This is a genomic window from Acidiphilium sp. 34-64-41 (genome assembly GCF_002282635.1).
GTDB lineage: Bacteria > Pseudomonadota > Alphaproteobacteria > Acetobacterales > Acetobacteraceae > Acidiphilium > Acidiphilium rubrum.
In genome coordinates this window covers 34,064-46,263 of record NZ_NCJX01000004.1, presented here as the reverse complement: position 1 = coordinate 46,263, position 12,200 = coordinate 34,064, and the positions used below count along the sequence as shown (strand labels likewise).

Sequence of the window (12,200 nt, the reverse complement as noted above, 5' to 3'; positions counted from 1 at the left end):
GAAAAGCCAGTTCGTCACGCTGGTGAATGTCAATGGCCGCCATGGCGGGGGCCACTAGCCCTAGTGGGTGTCTGAGTCAACCGGATAGGCACGCAACAAGATAGCAGTGCCGCAGTTGATACAAAACGATATATATCGCCAGTATATCGCACGTCATTCAATCGTTATGGTTCTTCCAGTATTAGCGGCCAATGGTGATGCCATACTGTGGCAAACTGAAACCAAAGGTTATTTTAGGATATTGGATGGTTATGGTGACTTTGTCCCACCTCCTTTCATTCATTGGCCAGTTATCCAGATGTTGGGTCAAGGTGCTGCCGGCCCAGGTTTCTCCAAACAATTCAACCTGTTTATGAAATATTTCGGCGCGCAAACCGTACTCGCCCCAGCCTCCCAGCTCACGATTTGGGGCGCTGCCTTGAGGCGAGCCGGATGGCATGAAAAACTTATCGGTCATATCGGGCTCTTCACGATGCACGCCAAATCCTGGGCGTCAATTCCGGTTCTCTCAAGGTCCGACACCATTTTCAGGATGACGAGCGCTCACTTGGCTGCTTTGAAGGGCGCCGCGACCTGTATGATCGACAAGGGGGCCACGATCCTGAACCCGGGCGCGGCGATAGCGGCGGGTTGTCTTGCGCCTGACTTTGGTGCTGGACCAGGGCCGGCAAACAACTGGGACAAGATGAGTGGTTGGCTTGGTTTTCTTGGAAATGAAATTGGCGTTTCCGTCGTTACGAGCGGTACCGTTGCGAACCGGCTCGTTAAACAAGCGGGCGATGGTGCCGCAAAAATCTATTTCCCTTATCCGAAGATTTACAATTCACAGACAGCGAAATCAATATCTTGGGGGCAGTTGATCATCGCTTACGACCCCGGAGGTCTCAAATCCGCCAAACCAAACTAACAGAAGTTTTTGCTTCTTTTTTCAAAAAAAAGCACTTGCTATTCTTGTTATTCTCCCACCGGATGGTGACAGGCAACCGACCGTCCATCGGCCATTTCACGCAGCGCCGGCATCGCGGTTTTACAAATATCGGTGGCATAGCGGCAGCGCGGATGGAACGGGCAGCCGCTGGGCGGGTTGGCCGGGCTCGGCGGATCGCCGGCGAGGACGATGCGGTGGCGTTGTTTCGCGCGGGCCGGGTCTGCCACCGGCACGGCGGAGATCAGCGCTTCGGTGTAGGGATGCGCTGCGGCCGCGAGGATTTGTTCGGTCGCGCCGATCTCCACGATATGGCCGAGGTACATCACCGCGACCCGATCCGCGATTTGCCGCACCACGCCCAGATCATGCGCGATGAACAGCATGGCGATGCCGCGATCGCGCTTGAGATCGGTCAACAGGTTGATGATCTGCGCCTGCACCGAAACGTCGAGCGCTGATACCGGTTCATCGGCGACGATCAGCCTGGGTGCCAGCGCGAGCGCGCGCGCAATGCCGACGCGCTGGCGCTGACCGCCGGAAAACTCGTGGGGAAACCGGTCGAGATGTTCCGGCCGCAGGCCGACATCGGCGATCAGGCGCCGTACCGAATCGCTGACGGTGGCGCGGTTGCCGCGCCGATGCACGACGAGCGGCTCGGCCACGATATCGCGCACCCGCCGGCGCGGGTTGAGCGACGCGTAGGGGTCCTGGAAGATCATTTGCAGATCGGCGCGGGTGGCGCGCAGGGCAGCGCCGCGTTGCCGGGTGATGTCGGTGCCGGCCAGCGTGATCCGCCCGGACGAAACATCGAGCAACCGGGTGACGCAACGCCCGAGCGTGGATTTGCCGCAGCCGGATTCGCCCACCAGGCCGAGCGTTTCGCCATCCGCTATCGTGAACGACACGTCATCGACAGCGCGGATCAGCGATTTGCCCGCCCGCGTCAGGCCGCTGCCGGTGGTGTAGGTTTTGCTCAGCCGGTCGATCGTCAGCAAGGGCGTGCTCATGCCGCCAGCACCTGATTGCGCGCGGCGGCGCGTTCATGATCGGCGATCACGCAGGCGGCCTGGTGCGTAGTGCCGGTCAAACACGGTGGCGCCGGCAGGCATTCCGGCCGCACGAAGCCGCAGCGTGGCGAGAACGCGCAGCCTTGCGGCCGGCGGTCGAGCGCCGGCGGCAGACCGGGAATGGTGGTCAGCCGTGGGCGGCGGATGCCATCGAGCGCCGGCATCGAGCCCAGCAGGCCCCAGGTGTAGGGGTGGTGCGGGTCGGCAAACAGCGCGCCGGTGTCGGCGGTTTCGACGATGCGCCCTGAATACATCACCGCGACGCGATCGGCGGTTTCGGCGACGACGCCCAGATTATGGGTGATCAGAATGACCGCGGAATTGAAATCATCCCGCAATTTGCGGATCAGTTCGAGAATCTGCGCCTGCACCGTCACGTCGAGCGCGGTGGTCGGTTCATCGGCCAGCAGCAAGGCGGGGTTGCATGACAGCGCCATGGCGATCACGGCGCGCTGGCGTTGCCCGCCGGACAATTCCTGCGGATAGCGCGCGGCGGCGCGGTGCGGATCGGGCAGCCCCACCGCATCGAGCAACTCGACCGCGCGTGCCTGTGCTGCATGGCGTGACAAATCGGTATGGATGCGGATCTGTTCGCTGATCTGCGCGCCGATGGTAAACACCGGGGTCAGCGCTGTCATCGGGTCCTGGAAAATCATCGCGATGGCGCCGCCGCGCAACCGGCGCAGGGTTTCGGGCTTCTGCCCGATCAGTTCGGTGCCACGAAACCGGATCGACCCGGTGACGACGGCGTTGGGGTCGCCGATCAGGTCGAGAATGGCAAGCACGGTGAGGCTTTTGCCCGAGCCCGATTCACCGACGATGCCGAGAATTTCCCGCTCGGCGATGCTGAACGAAACCCCATCGACCGCGCGGATCAAACCATTGCTCGTGCGGAAACTGACAGCCAGATCCACAATCTCCAGTAAAGGGTTCATCGGCGCAACCGCATGCGCGGGTCGAACGCGGCGTAAACAATATCGACCACCGCGTTCGAGACGACGACGAACACGGAGGCATAGATCACGGTCGCCATGATCATCGGCAAATCCAAAGTCTCCAGGGCCTGATAGGTCAGATACCCGACGCCTTGCAGCCCGAACACCACCTCGGTCAACAGCGCGCCGCCGCCGACCAGCACGCCGAAATCGAGGCCGAACAGCGTCACTACGCTCACCAGCGAGCAGCGCAGCGCGTGGCGCAGCAGCACCTGGCGTTCGGATAATCCCTTGGCGCGGGCAGTGCGGATGAAATCTTCCTGCATGGTTTCGATCAGGGCGGCGCGCAGCACGCGGGCATAAAGGCCGATGTAGAGTATAGCGAGCGTGATCCACGGGATCAGCAGTGATTTAAACCACAGCACGGGCGATTTCGAAAAATCGACATAGCCGAGCGGTGGCACCCAGGAAAACAGCCACGTATGATGCCAGATGCCCTGGGTGAACAGATTGGCCATGGTGCCGACCCAGAACACTGGCATGGAAATGCCGATCAACGACAGCACCATCAATAATCGGTCGATCCAGCTATTGCGAAACGCCGCCGCCACGGCCCCGATCGCGATGGCCACGACAATCCAAATGATTGCCGCGCCCGCCACCAACGATAAAGTGATCGGTGCCGCCTTGAACACCTGCGGCACGACTTTTTCACCAAGGTTCACGTAGGAGGTAAGATTGCGGGTGATAAAGATTTTTTTCATCATGAGAGCGTATTGAATTGGCAGCGGCCGGTTGAGGCCGAACTGCCGCTCCACCCGTGCGACCGTCTGCGGCGAGGCGTTCTTGCCGGCGATGCGCGCGGCCGGATTGGCGCCGGGGGTTGCGAAAAAAATCAGGAACACCAGGACGGAAATGCCGAACAGCACGGCAACCATATGAACCAACCGGCGAATGATGGTGCTTGCCATGCCTCTAGTTCCGCAGTTTCGCGCGCGGGTCCAACGCATCGCGCAGGCCATCGCCCAGAATGTTCAGCGCCAGGACCGTGATGACAATGGCAAGCCCCGGCGCGATCGCGACCATCGGGCGGGTATAGATCAGGCTCTCGCCGTCATGAATAATCGTGCCCCAGCTTGCCGCCGGCGGTTGCACCCCGATCGACAGGAACGACAGCGCCGCTTCGGTCAGCAGATCGAGGGCGATGATCAGCGGCGCGAACACCACCAGCGCTGAAATCACGTTCGGCAGAATATCGAACCACAAGATCCGCCAAGCCGGCGCGCCGATGCCGATGGCGGCGAGCACATAGTCGCTCTGGCGCAAACCCATCACCAGGCCACGCACCGGCCGCGCCACATAGGGCACGTAGATGACGCCAATGATCGTGATCGGCAGCGCAAGGCTCGACGCATCGAGCCTGAACAGGCCAAGATCGATCCCATGCGCGATCAGCACGACCGAGAGCGAAATGGCCAACAGGAATACCGGAAACGCCCAGAGCGCATCGAGCAGCCAGGAAATGACGCGATCCACCCAGCCGCCGAAAAACCCTGCCAGAATTCCGGTTATCGCGGCCAGAATCAGGCAGACGGCGGCGGCGGCGAAGGAAATGATCAGAGAATTGCTGCCGCCATAGAGCAGACGGGCCGCGACATCGCGCCCCTGTTGATCAGCACCCAGCATATAGGGACCGAGCCGCCACGACGGCCCGATTGGCTCGATGCCGAGATGCAGCGGGTTGTTCGCCGCACCCAGCACCTCGACCGGCTTGCCATGACGCATCACCGTGCCCGACAAATTCGAGCGGAACGGATTGGTGTGCGCAATATGCGCGGCATACCAGGGAGCAGCCGCGCACAGCAGCGCGATGATAACAAGCACGGCCAGTGAAATCATCGCCGCCCGGTCGCGCAGCAGCTTGCGGCCGGCCATCGCCCAATACCCCGGCGCCGGCGGTGCGATATCGCGTTCCGTTGCGCTCACCTCGCTCATTTGACCACCGCAAGCTGGGGCAGAAACATGTATTCGCCACTGAACGTGAAATTTTTCAGCGTGGCCGCCGTGAAATCGAGTTTCGCGACCGAAAACAGGCTGACCACCAAAGCCCGCCGTGTGATCTGATGATCGACATGCGACCAGATGGCATTGGCCTGGTTGGGGTGCAGCAGCGACAAAGTTTCGGCATGCGCCATCTCCGCATCGATCGCGGGTTCACAGAATCCCGAAATATTGATCGAATTATCCGAGCCTTTCCGAAACGAATTACAGGAGAACAGCACATTCAGAAAATCCGATGCGGCCGGATAATCCTGGGCCCAGTCGGTCACAGAAATCTGCACCTTGTTGTTGGTGTTCTGGATGTAATTGAATTCGATATTCGACGAGAGCGGTTTGACATCGGCGACGAACCCAAGCCGGTTCAGCACATCCTGCAAATAAATACCAATCTGGCGGAACGGTGACTGCACTTGGGTGATTACGGTCACGTGCTGGCCGATCATACCGGATTTCTTCATGTAGGCACGGGCCAGGGTCCAGTTCGGGGCCGACCATGTGGGGCCGGGATGTTCGGTATACGGGCAATAGGCCTGATAACCCGGCATTTCGGGCGGTAGGATTTGGCAATCGGGCTTGGCCAGGGCGTTGCCGCCGAACAATTTGACCATCGATTCCCGGTTCACCGCATATTCCACGGCCAGACGTGCATCCTTGTTGTTGAACGGCGCAATATTCACGTTCATCGGCGCGTAATAGAACCAGTTGAGCTGATTGATATGGACCTGTGTGGTGTATTTGGTCGCAATCTCGTTCAGCCGGTCGGCCGGCACGTCTTCGAACATCCAATCGTACTGATTGTTTTCAACCGCGGTGACCTGCGATTCCGCCGATAGGCCGAATTTGTAGTCAATCTCGTTCGGGTAGCCTTTTGGCTGCGCCTGCGCGCTCCATTGATGAAAATGCGGATTGCGCACCATCACGATGCCGCCGGACGGATCGTAGGATTTGACCATATAGCTGCCGGTGCCGGGAATCGGCTGCGTGCCCATATCGTGATCGGGCGTGTCAGCCGGCAGGATCGCGCCGAACGGCACGGCCAACTGATCGAGAAACTCGGAATCCGGATGGCGCAGATGAATCGTGACGGTGTTGCTCGCGGCATCGATCACCACGCCCGGCAGGGTGCAATGGCGCGGATGGGCGTTGCAGGTGCGCCCGCCCACGATCACGTCGTACCAGGTGCCGGCGTTGGGATTGTTCACCTTGAACAGGCGGCGAAGACTATGAGCCACCGCCTGGACCGTAACGGGTTCGCCGTTCGAGAATTTTATCCCGCGGCGCAGATGAAACACGTAGGTCTTGCCGTCGTCAGTTGGTTTCGGCACCTCGGTCGCGAGATCCGGCACGATCACCAGCGATCCCGGCCCGCTGGTCTTCGCGAAAGTGACCAGGCCGTCGTACATGGCCTGGAAAATCTCCCAGTAGCGCTCGGTATAGTTGATCTGCGGATCAAACGAGCCCGATCCGGCGGTGGTAATCAGCCGCAGCGTTCCGCCATAGTCGGCGGCCTTCGCCTCGGCCTTGCCGGCGATGAGGCAGGCGACAATCAGCAGCGCCGCTGCAACGACCTTCATGCGGCCGGCAACATGCCGACCAGGCGTTCAGCCTCCGCGACGATCGGGTTGGCGATTGCGGCGGCACGGGCCGCACCATGTTGCAAAATCGTATCGATATGCGTGGGGTCGGCCGCCAGCCGGTTGGTTTCCTCGCGAATCGGGGTTAGTTTTTCGATCACGAGTTCGGTCAGTTGTTCCTTCAAATGCCCGAACCCCTGATTGCCATGCAGGCGCAGCACCTCGGCTTGGGAGATATCGGCAAGGGCCGCGAAAATACCAACCAGATTGCGCGCTTCCGGCCGGCCTTCGAGCTTTTCGGGATGATCCGGCAGATCGGCGGGATCTGTTTTGGCCCGGCGGATTTTCTGCGCGATCGTGTCGTTGTCGTCGGTCAGGTTGATCCGGCTTTGGTCTGACGTGTCGGATTTCGACATTTTTTTCGCGCCATCACGCAGGCTCATGATCCGCGCGGTGCCGCCGATGATGCGCGGGTGGATGACCGGGAAAAACTCGGTCTCATAATCGTGATTGAATTTCTGCGCGATGTCGTTGGCCAGTTCCAGATGCTGGCTCTGATCGTCGCCCACCGGCACTTCGGTGGCGTGATAGGCAAGAATATCGGCCGCCATCAGGTTGGGATAGACAAACAGGCCGGTCGAAACCGCCTCGCGATCCTTGCCGGCCTTGTCCTTGAACTGGGTCATCCGGTTGAGCCAGCCGAACCGCGCGACGCAGTTGAAAATCCATGCCAATCGCGCGTGCGCGTGCACGGCCGATTGATGAAACAGAATGCTGCGGGACGGATCGATGCCGCAGGCAATCAACAGGGCCGCGTTGGTGCGGGTTTGCGCCCGTAACGCATGCGGGTCCTGCCACACCGTGATCGCGTGCAGATCGACCAGGCAATAAATGCCCTCATTGCCCTCCTGCAGCGCCACCCAGTTCTGGATGGCGCCGAGATAATTGCCCAAATGCGCGATGCCGGTGGGCTGAATGCCCGAGAAAATGCGTGCCATGCGCCTGTATCGGCTGTGTTGTGCGGCGGGGTCAAGCAGGGGATCGGCCGGAGGGAGGCGAGATAGTTGGGGTAAAGGTTCTTCTTTTTTGTGAACAAAAAAGAAGCAAAAAAACTTTGTTAATTTGGGCCCGTGTCGTTTCAAACGCCCATGCCCCAGAGTCAAAAAGTTTTTTGTTTCTTTTTTACAAAAAAGAAGCCCTTCCTCAACTGACTCGCCCTTTCAACCTTTAACACCATCCAGCGCCGCGGCCCCCTTCGCCGGCCGCCGCAACAAGCCCCGCACTTCGGCCACGCGAAACGCCCCGATCCCCAGCCCGATCACGCCGAATCCGCCGATGCCCAGGCCGATCAGCCCGATCAGCGCAAGGCTGCCCGGCAGGTGCATCAGCGGTGTGGCGCGCAGTGTGACCAGCATGATCGCCATCGCCGCGCTGGCGATCACAATGCGGATGACGCGCCCGAGCAGTCGCCGATCCGGCGCGAAGCCGCCGTGCCGGCGCAGCAGCAGGGCGAGCATCGCGACATTGAACCAGGCCGCAGTGCTGGTCGACAGCGCGATTCCCACCTGCTGCAACGGGTGCATCAGCATCAGGTTGAGCGCCAGATTGAGCGCGACGGCGGCGAGGCCGATTTTCACCGGCGTTCTCGTATCACCGCGCGCGAAAAAGCCCGGTGCGAACAGCTTGACCAACACGAAGGCAGGCAGGCCGAACGCATAGGCCGCCAGGGCTGCCGCGCTGCGGGCGGCATCGGCATCGGAAAACGCACCATGCGCGAACAAGGTGCGCATGATCGGCAGGCCGATCGCCCCGAGTGCGGCAGCACCCGGCAGGGTCAGCAGCAGGGCGAATTCGAGCGCCCGATTGAGCGCCCCCTGGGCTTGCAGCGTCTCGTTGCGCCGAAAATGCCGCGACAGGCTGGGCAGCAACACGGTGCCGAGCGCCGCACCGATCACGCCGAGCGGCAGTTGATTGACCCGGTCCGCGTAATACAGCACCGAGACGGTGCCGTTCGGCAGCAGCGAAGCGATGATGGTATCGACCGTCAGATTAAGCTGCGTGACACCCGCACCGATCAACCCCGGCCCGAGGCGGCGCAGCACGGTGACCGCACCCGGCGTCAGGCGCGGCATGCGCAGGCGCAGCGGCGTGCCGGCCTTCACCAGGGCGCGCCCGAGCATCGCGAATTGCACGATGCCCGAAATCACCACGCCATAGGCCAGGGCTTCGGGCACGCGCTCGCCATTGCCGTGTAGAATGAACAAGGCTCCGATGATCGACACATTGAACAGGATCGGTGCGGCGGAAGCGGCGGCGAAATGGCCCCGCGCGTTCAGCACGCCGGCGAACAGCGCACACAGGCAGATCAGCCACAGATAGGGAAAGGTGATCCGCGACAAATGCACCGCCAGCGCGAATTTCGCAGGCTCCGCACGAAATCCCGGTGCGAGTGCATCGAGCACCGCCGGCATGAAGATCATGCCCAGCGCCATCAGCACGAACAGAAACACCACCATGATCGCCGTGATATCCTCGGCCAGTCGCCGCGCCGGCGCTTCGCCTTCATGGCTCAGTGTCGCGGTATAGGCGGGGATGAAGGCAGCGCTGAACGCACCTTCACCGAACAGCCGCCGGAACAGATTGGGCAGCCGCAGGGCCACGAAAAACGCGTCGGCCGCCGGCCCCGCGCCGAGCAGCGCCGCGATCAGGATATCGCGCGCGAAGCCGAGCACGCGGCTGCCCAGCGTCCAGGCGCCGACCGTAAGGGCGTTTCTGATCATTGCAGGGTCTTAGCGTGCGGCAAGCGTGGCTTCCAGCCGGGCTACGTTCTGCGGCGCGGTGGGCAAGATAAACCCATCCGCCGGATACTCGGTGATGCCCAGCGCCCGCGTCGGCGGATACCATACGCGCACCAGCGTCCAGTCGTTGCGCGGCGAGACATCGAACACCGGTTGCCCATGCTCGATCCGCCCCGGCAGCCAGTTCGCCTGGGTCACGGTGATTTCGCGGGATGCCACAATATGCGTCACCACGGCCAAATGCCCTTCATCCATCGAGCCATGCCGGCGCAGCACCAGCACGGCACCCACCGCCGGTGCGTGGCTGCGCGTATAGCGGCCGGCGGCCTCGTGCCACCAGGTCCAGGCATTGCCGGTCAGCGCAATACCGGAAACCGCGCGGGCATAGGGCACGCAGGAAAGGTTTGTGCGCTGCCCGTACGCGTTAATGCCGGTGCGCGGCGGCGATGTGCCGCAGCCACTGAGACCGAGCACCACGATAACCATCGGCCAGCCGATTCGCATGGCTGGATATTATCAGAGCCGCTGTCCTGCTAAACAGGATTTTATGGACACGATCTATCGCGGTGACATTGCAACCAGGGCCGGACGGCGCAACGCTTGGCTCGATGCGCTGTTCGTCGATCACGCCGTGCTCCGCCTCGGCTGGACCAATTTCGCCGCGGTGAAGGCAGGTGCGTTGTACCGCTCGAACCACCCGGTGCCGTTTCAGCTGGAAAAATTCACCCGCACCGTCGGGCTGCGCACACTCGTCAATTTGCGGGGCGAATGCCGCAACGGTTCGGATGCGTTGTCGCGCGACGCGGCCCGCCGGCTCGGGCTCGATTTCTACGACATGGCGCTGGAATCGCGCGGTGCGCCGCAGCGGGACCGGATTTTGCGGATCGCCGATATTTTCCGCACGATGCAGCGCCCTGCACTGGTCCATTGCAAATCCGGCGCCGATCGTGCCGGGATCGGCTCAGCGCTGTTCGTCCTGATCGAAGGCGGCACGGCGGCGGCGGCGCGCGCGCAGTTGAGTTGGCGGTTCGGCCACATCCGCCAGTCGAATACCGGCATCCTCGACGCGTTTCTCGATGAATACGAGCGCGCGGGCGAGGGGCGCAAACCGTTTCTGAACTGGGTGGCCGAGGATTACGACGAGATCGCCCTGCGGCGCGCGTTCGATGCGCGCAGCGCCAAATCCCTGCCACGCCGGATCGCCCGCTTCGTGAACGACCGGATCCTGGCGCGGGAGTAGCGCTCAGCCTTCCGGCGGTGCGACGCTGATCGGGATTTCGCGCGGCTCGACCTGCGGTTGATCGCCCAGGCCGTTGGCCTGATCGTTGTATTCACCCTCGTTCTGGGACTCGTCGCGCTGATTGTCATCGCGCCGGCCGTTGGCATGGCCGTTCTGCTGGTTGTTCTGATTATGCTGCTGGCCGCCCTGGTTGCCCTGGGCCTGGTTCATCGCGGTGATGATGCGGAAATAATGCTCGGCATGCTGATAATAGGCTTCCGCAAGCACGCGATCGCCGCTGCTCGACGCATCGCGACCCATCTGCTGGTATTTGTCATAAAGCTGCTGCGCCGTGCCACGCACCCGCTGCTCCGGGCCGGAACTGTCGAACACATGGTTCCGATTGAGCGGTGTTCCGCTCTGATAGCTTCGAAAATTACCGCCGCCGCCACCGCCGTTATTCCGGTTGTTGCGCCCGCGCATACGTTTGATATTCATCGAACTTCCGTCATCCTGTTGCAGTGCGTCCTGCCGCGCCCCCAGCGTTCGAACCTATGTCGAGCGTTCATGAGCGCGCCAAATCCGCTAACCCGAGAGATAAAGTGATTGATCATTACGAGATCGTTCATACACGCTCGATCCGGTGATATTGCACCACAACCGTTAATGTTCGGTTGTATGACCACCAACCCGAATCACATTTATCCGGGTATCAAAGAATGCACGTGCTAGATAGTCTGATTCGCGAGATTCACCAAATGGTTTTTTCACGCACTCCCTCCGGTGCTGACATGACGATGGCGCGGGGCACGCCGGCAAGGTCGGCGTGACTGACCGCGGCAAGTCCGGCCGCCGCCGCGAGGCCCGCAATTCCCGCCGCCTGCCCGATGCCGGCCTCGATAACAGCAATCCCCGCCGGGGCCAGCAGCCGCGGCAGCTCCGCAATGATGCACCGATAGGCATCGAACCCGTCCACCCCGCCATCCAGCGCTGAAACCGGCTCGAACCGGGCGACATCGGGCATCAGCCCGGCAAGCGCGGGTGAGGGGATATAAGGCGGGTTCGACAGGATCAGATCGAACGACCCGGCCAGCGGCGCGGTCCAATCCGCGACCACGAATCCGCAGCGTGCGGCGAACCCCAGGTGCCGCGCATTGGCGCGGGCGAGGGCGGTTGCCGCGGCGATCCGGTCGGTCCCGATCCCGAACGCGCCGTCGAAGGCGCTCAGCGCGGCCAGCAGCAACGCGCCGGTGCCGGTGCCGAGATCGAGCACGGTGCGAACCCACGCCCGATCCGGCCGATGATGCAGCGCTGCCTCGATCAGGGTTTCACTGTCCGGCCGGGGGATCAGCGTGGCGGGTGACACCGCCAACTCCAGGCTCCAGAACTCGCGGTGCCCAGTGATATAGGCCAGAGGCTCGCGCGTCGCCCGGCGCCGCGCCAGCGCCAGTGCCGCATCACTCATGACGGTTTCACGGCTGAACAGCGATGAAGGATCACACCCGATCGCATGCGCCAGAATCAGCCGCGCTTCCCGGCGCGGCTCCTCGATGCCGCCCGCCGCGAGAATCGCCGCGATCGCCGTTAAAGCCTCGTGCGTCGCGACGACCGCCATCCG

At 62.0% G+C, this 12,200-nt stretch carries 12 protein-coding genes; 2 read left to right on the top strand and 10 right to left on the bottom strand.

Annotation, left to right across the window (positions count from 1 at the left end; genetic code table 11):
• Positions 1–106 precede the first annotated feature (106 nt).
• The gene (locus B7X49_RS01620) at positions 107–907 is read left to right on the top strand and encodes a hypothetical protein (RefSeq protein WP_286703024.1); all 801 of its coding nucleotides are present in this window, start codon (positions 107–109) and stop codon (positions 905–907) included.
• Between the two features lie 47 nt (positions 908–954).
• Here the strand turns inward: B7X49_RS01620 and B7X49_RS01615 are convergent, their stop codons facing one another.
• The 8 genes from B7X49_RS01615 to B7X49_RS01580 all read right to left on the bottom strand — a co-directional run bounded on the left by B7X49_RS01615 (position 955) and on the right by B7X49_RS01580 (position 9,867).
• The gene (locus tag B7X49_RS01615) at positions 955–1,935 is read right to left on the bottom strand and encodes an ABC transporter ATP-binding protein (protein ID WP_286703025.1); all 981 of its coding nucleotides are present in this window, start codon (positions 1,933–1,935) and stop codon (positions 955–957) included.
• The gene (locus B7X49_RS01610; protein WP_286703026.1) at positions 1,932–2,930 is read right to left on the bottom strand and encodes an ABC transporter ATP-binding protein; all 999 of its coding nucleotides are present in this window, start codon (positions 2,928–2,930) and stop codon (positions 1,932–1,934) included. Before B7X49_RS01610 ends, B7X49_RS01615 begins: the two co-directional genes overlap by 4 nt.
• Positions 2,927–3,901 (bottom strand): ABC transporter permease, encoded by a 975-nt coding sequence (locus B7X49_RS01605; protein WP_286703027.1) that lies wholly within the window; start codon positions 3,899–3,901, stop codon positions 2,927–2,929. Before B7X49_RS01605 ends, B7X49_RS01610 begins: the two co-directional genes overlap by 4 nt.
• Positions 3,902–3,905: 4 nt before the next feature.
• Entirely contained in the window at positions 3,906–4,925 is a 1,020-nt protein-coding gene (locus B7X49_RS01600; RefSeq protein ID WP_286703028.1) for an ABC transporter permease, read from the bottom strand.
• Positions 4,922–6,565, bottom strand: coding sequence for an ABC transporter substrate-binding protein (locus B7X49_RS01595; RefSeq protein ID WP_286703029.1), 1,644 nt, complete (start codon positions 6,563–6,565; stop codon positions 4,922–4,924). The genes B7X49_RS01600 and B7X49_RS01595 overlap by 4 nt, the downstream gene beginning before the upstream one ends.
• Complete coding sequence (trpS, locus tag B7X49_RS01590) at positions 6,562–7,563, bottom strand: tryptophan--tRNA ligase (RefSeq protein WP_286703030.1); 1,002 nt, start codon at positions 7,561–7,563, stop codon at positions 6,562–6,564. Before trpS ends, B7X49_RS01595 begins: the two co-directional genes overlap by 4 nt.
• 222 nt (positions 7,564–7,785) lie before the next feature.
• Positions 7,786–9,345, bottom strand: a complete 1,560-nt coding sequence (gene murJ / locus B7X49_RS01585) for a murein biosynthesis integral membrane protein MurJ (RefSeq protein WP_286703031.1) — start codon at positions 9,343–9,345, stop codon at positions 7,786–7,788.
• Positions 9,346–9,354: 9 nt separating this feature from the next.
• Positions 9,355–9,867, bottom strand: coding sequence for a CHAP domain-containing protein (locus B7X49_RS01580; RefSeq protein ID WP_286703032.1), 513 nt, complete (start codon positions 9,865–9,867; stop codon positions 9,355–9,357).
• Positions 9,868–9,910: 43 nt separating this feature from the next.
• On the opposite strand from B7X49_RS01580, the gene B7X49_RS01575 reads away from it, so the two are divergent.
• Positions 9,911–10,603, top strand: coding sequence for a tyrosine-protein phosphatase (locus B7X49_RS01575; protein ID WP_286703033.1), 693 nt, complete (start codon positions 9,911–9,913; stop codon positions 10,601–10,603).
• A 3-nt stretch (positions 10,604–10,606) separates the two neighbouring features.
• Here B7X49_RS01575 and B7X49_RS01570 read toward each other — a convergent pair whose 3' ends face one another.
• Together B7X49_RS01570 and prmC are read right to left on the bottom strand one after the other, a co-directional pair.
• Positions 10,607–11,080: a DUF4167 domain-containing protein gene (locus B7X49_RS01570; RefSeq protein ID WP_029312792.1), complete on the bottom strand. Its 474-nt coding sequence runs from the start codon at positions 11,078–11,080 to the stop codon at positions 10,607–10,609.
• 253 nt (positions 11,081–11,333) lie between these two features.
• Positions 11,334–12,197 (bottom strand): peptide chain release factor N(5)-glutamine methyltransferase, encoded by an 864-nt coding sequence (prmC, locus tag B7X49_RS01565; protein ID WP_286703034.1) that lies wholly within the window; start codon positions 12,195–12,197, stop codon positions 11,334–11,336.
• Positions 12,198–12,200 lie beyond the last annotated feature (3 nt).

Coding starts and splice junctions, on each gene's coding strand:
- B7X49_RS01575 (WP_286703033.1), top strand. CDS start 9,911: ATGGACACGATCTATCGCGGTGACATTGCAACCAGGGCCGGACGGCGC.
- B7X49_RS01595 (WP_286703029.1), bottom strand. CDS start 6,565: ATGAAGGTCGTTGCAGCGGCGCTGCTGATTGTCGCCTGCCTCATCGCC.
- B7X49_RS01600 (WP_286703028.1), bottom strand. CDS start 4,925: ATGAGCGAGGTGAGCGCAACGGAACGCGATATCGCACCGCCGGCGCCG.
- murJ (WP_286703031.1), bottom strand. CDS start 9,345: ATGATCAGAAACGCCCTTACGGTCGGCGCCTGGACGCTGGGCAGCCGC.
- B7X49_RS01605 (WP_286703027.1), bottom strand. CDS start 3,901: ATGGCAAGCACCATCATTCGCCGGTTGGTTCATATGGTTGCCGTGCTG.
- prmC (WP_286703034.1), bottom strand. CDS start 12,197: ATGGCGGTCGTCGCGACGCACGAGGCTTTAACGGCGATCGCGGCGATT.
- trpS (WP_286703030.1), bottom strand. CDS start 7,563: ATGGCACGCATTTTCTCGGGCATTCAGCCCACCGGCATCGCGCATTTG.
- B7X49_RS01610 (WP_286703026.1), bottom strand. CDS start 2,930: ATGAACCCTTTACTGGAGATTGTGGATCTGGCTGTCAGTTTCCGCACG.
- B7X49_RS01570 (WP_029312792.1), bottom strand. CDS start 11,080: ATGAATATCAAACGTATGCGCGGGCGCAACAACCGGAATAACGGCGGT.
- B7X49_RS01615 (WP_286703025.1), bottom strand. CDS start 1,935: ATGAGCACGCCCTTGCTGACGATCGACCGGCTGAGCAAAACCTACACC.
- B7X49_RS01580 (WP_286703032.1), bottom strand. CDS start 9,867: ATGCGAATCGGCTGGCCGATGGTTATCGTGGTGCTCGGTCTCAGTGGC.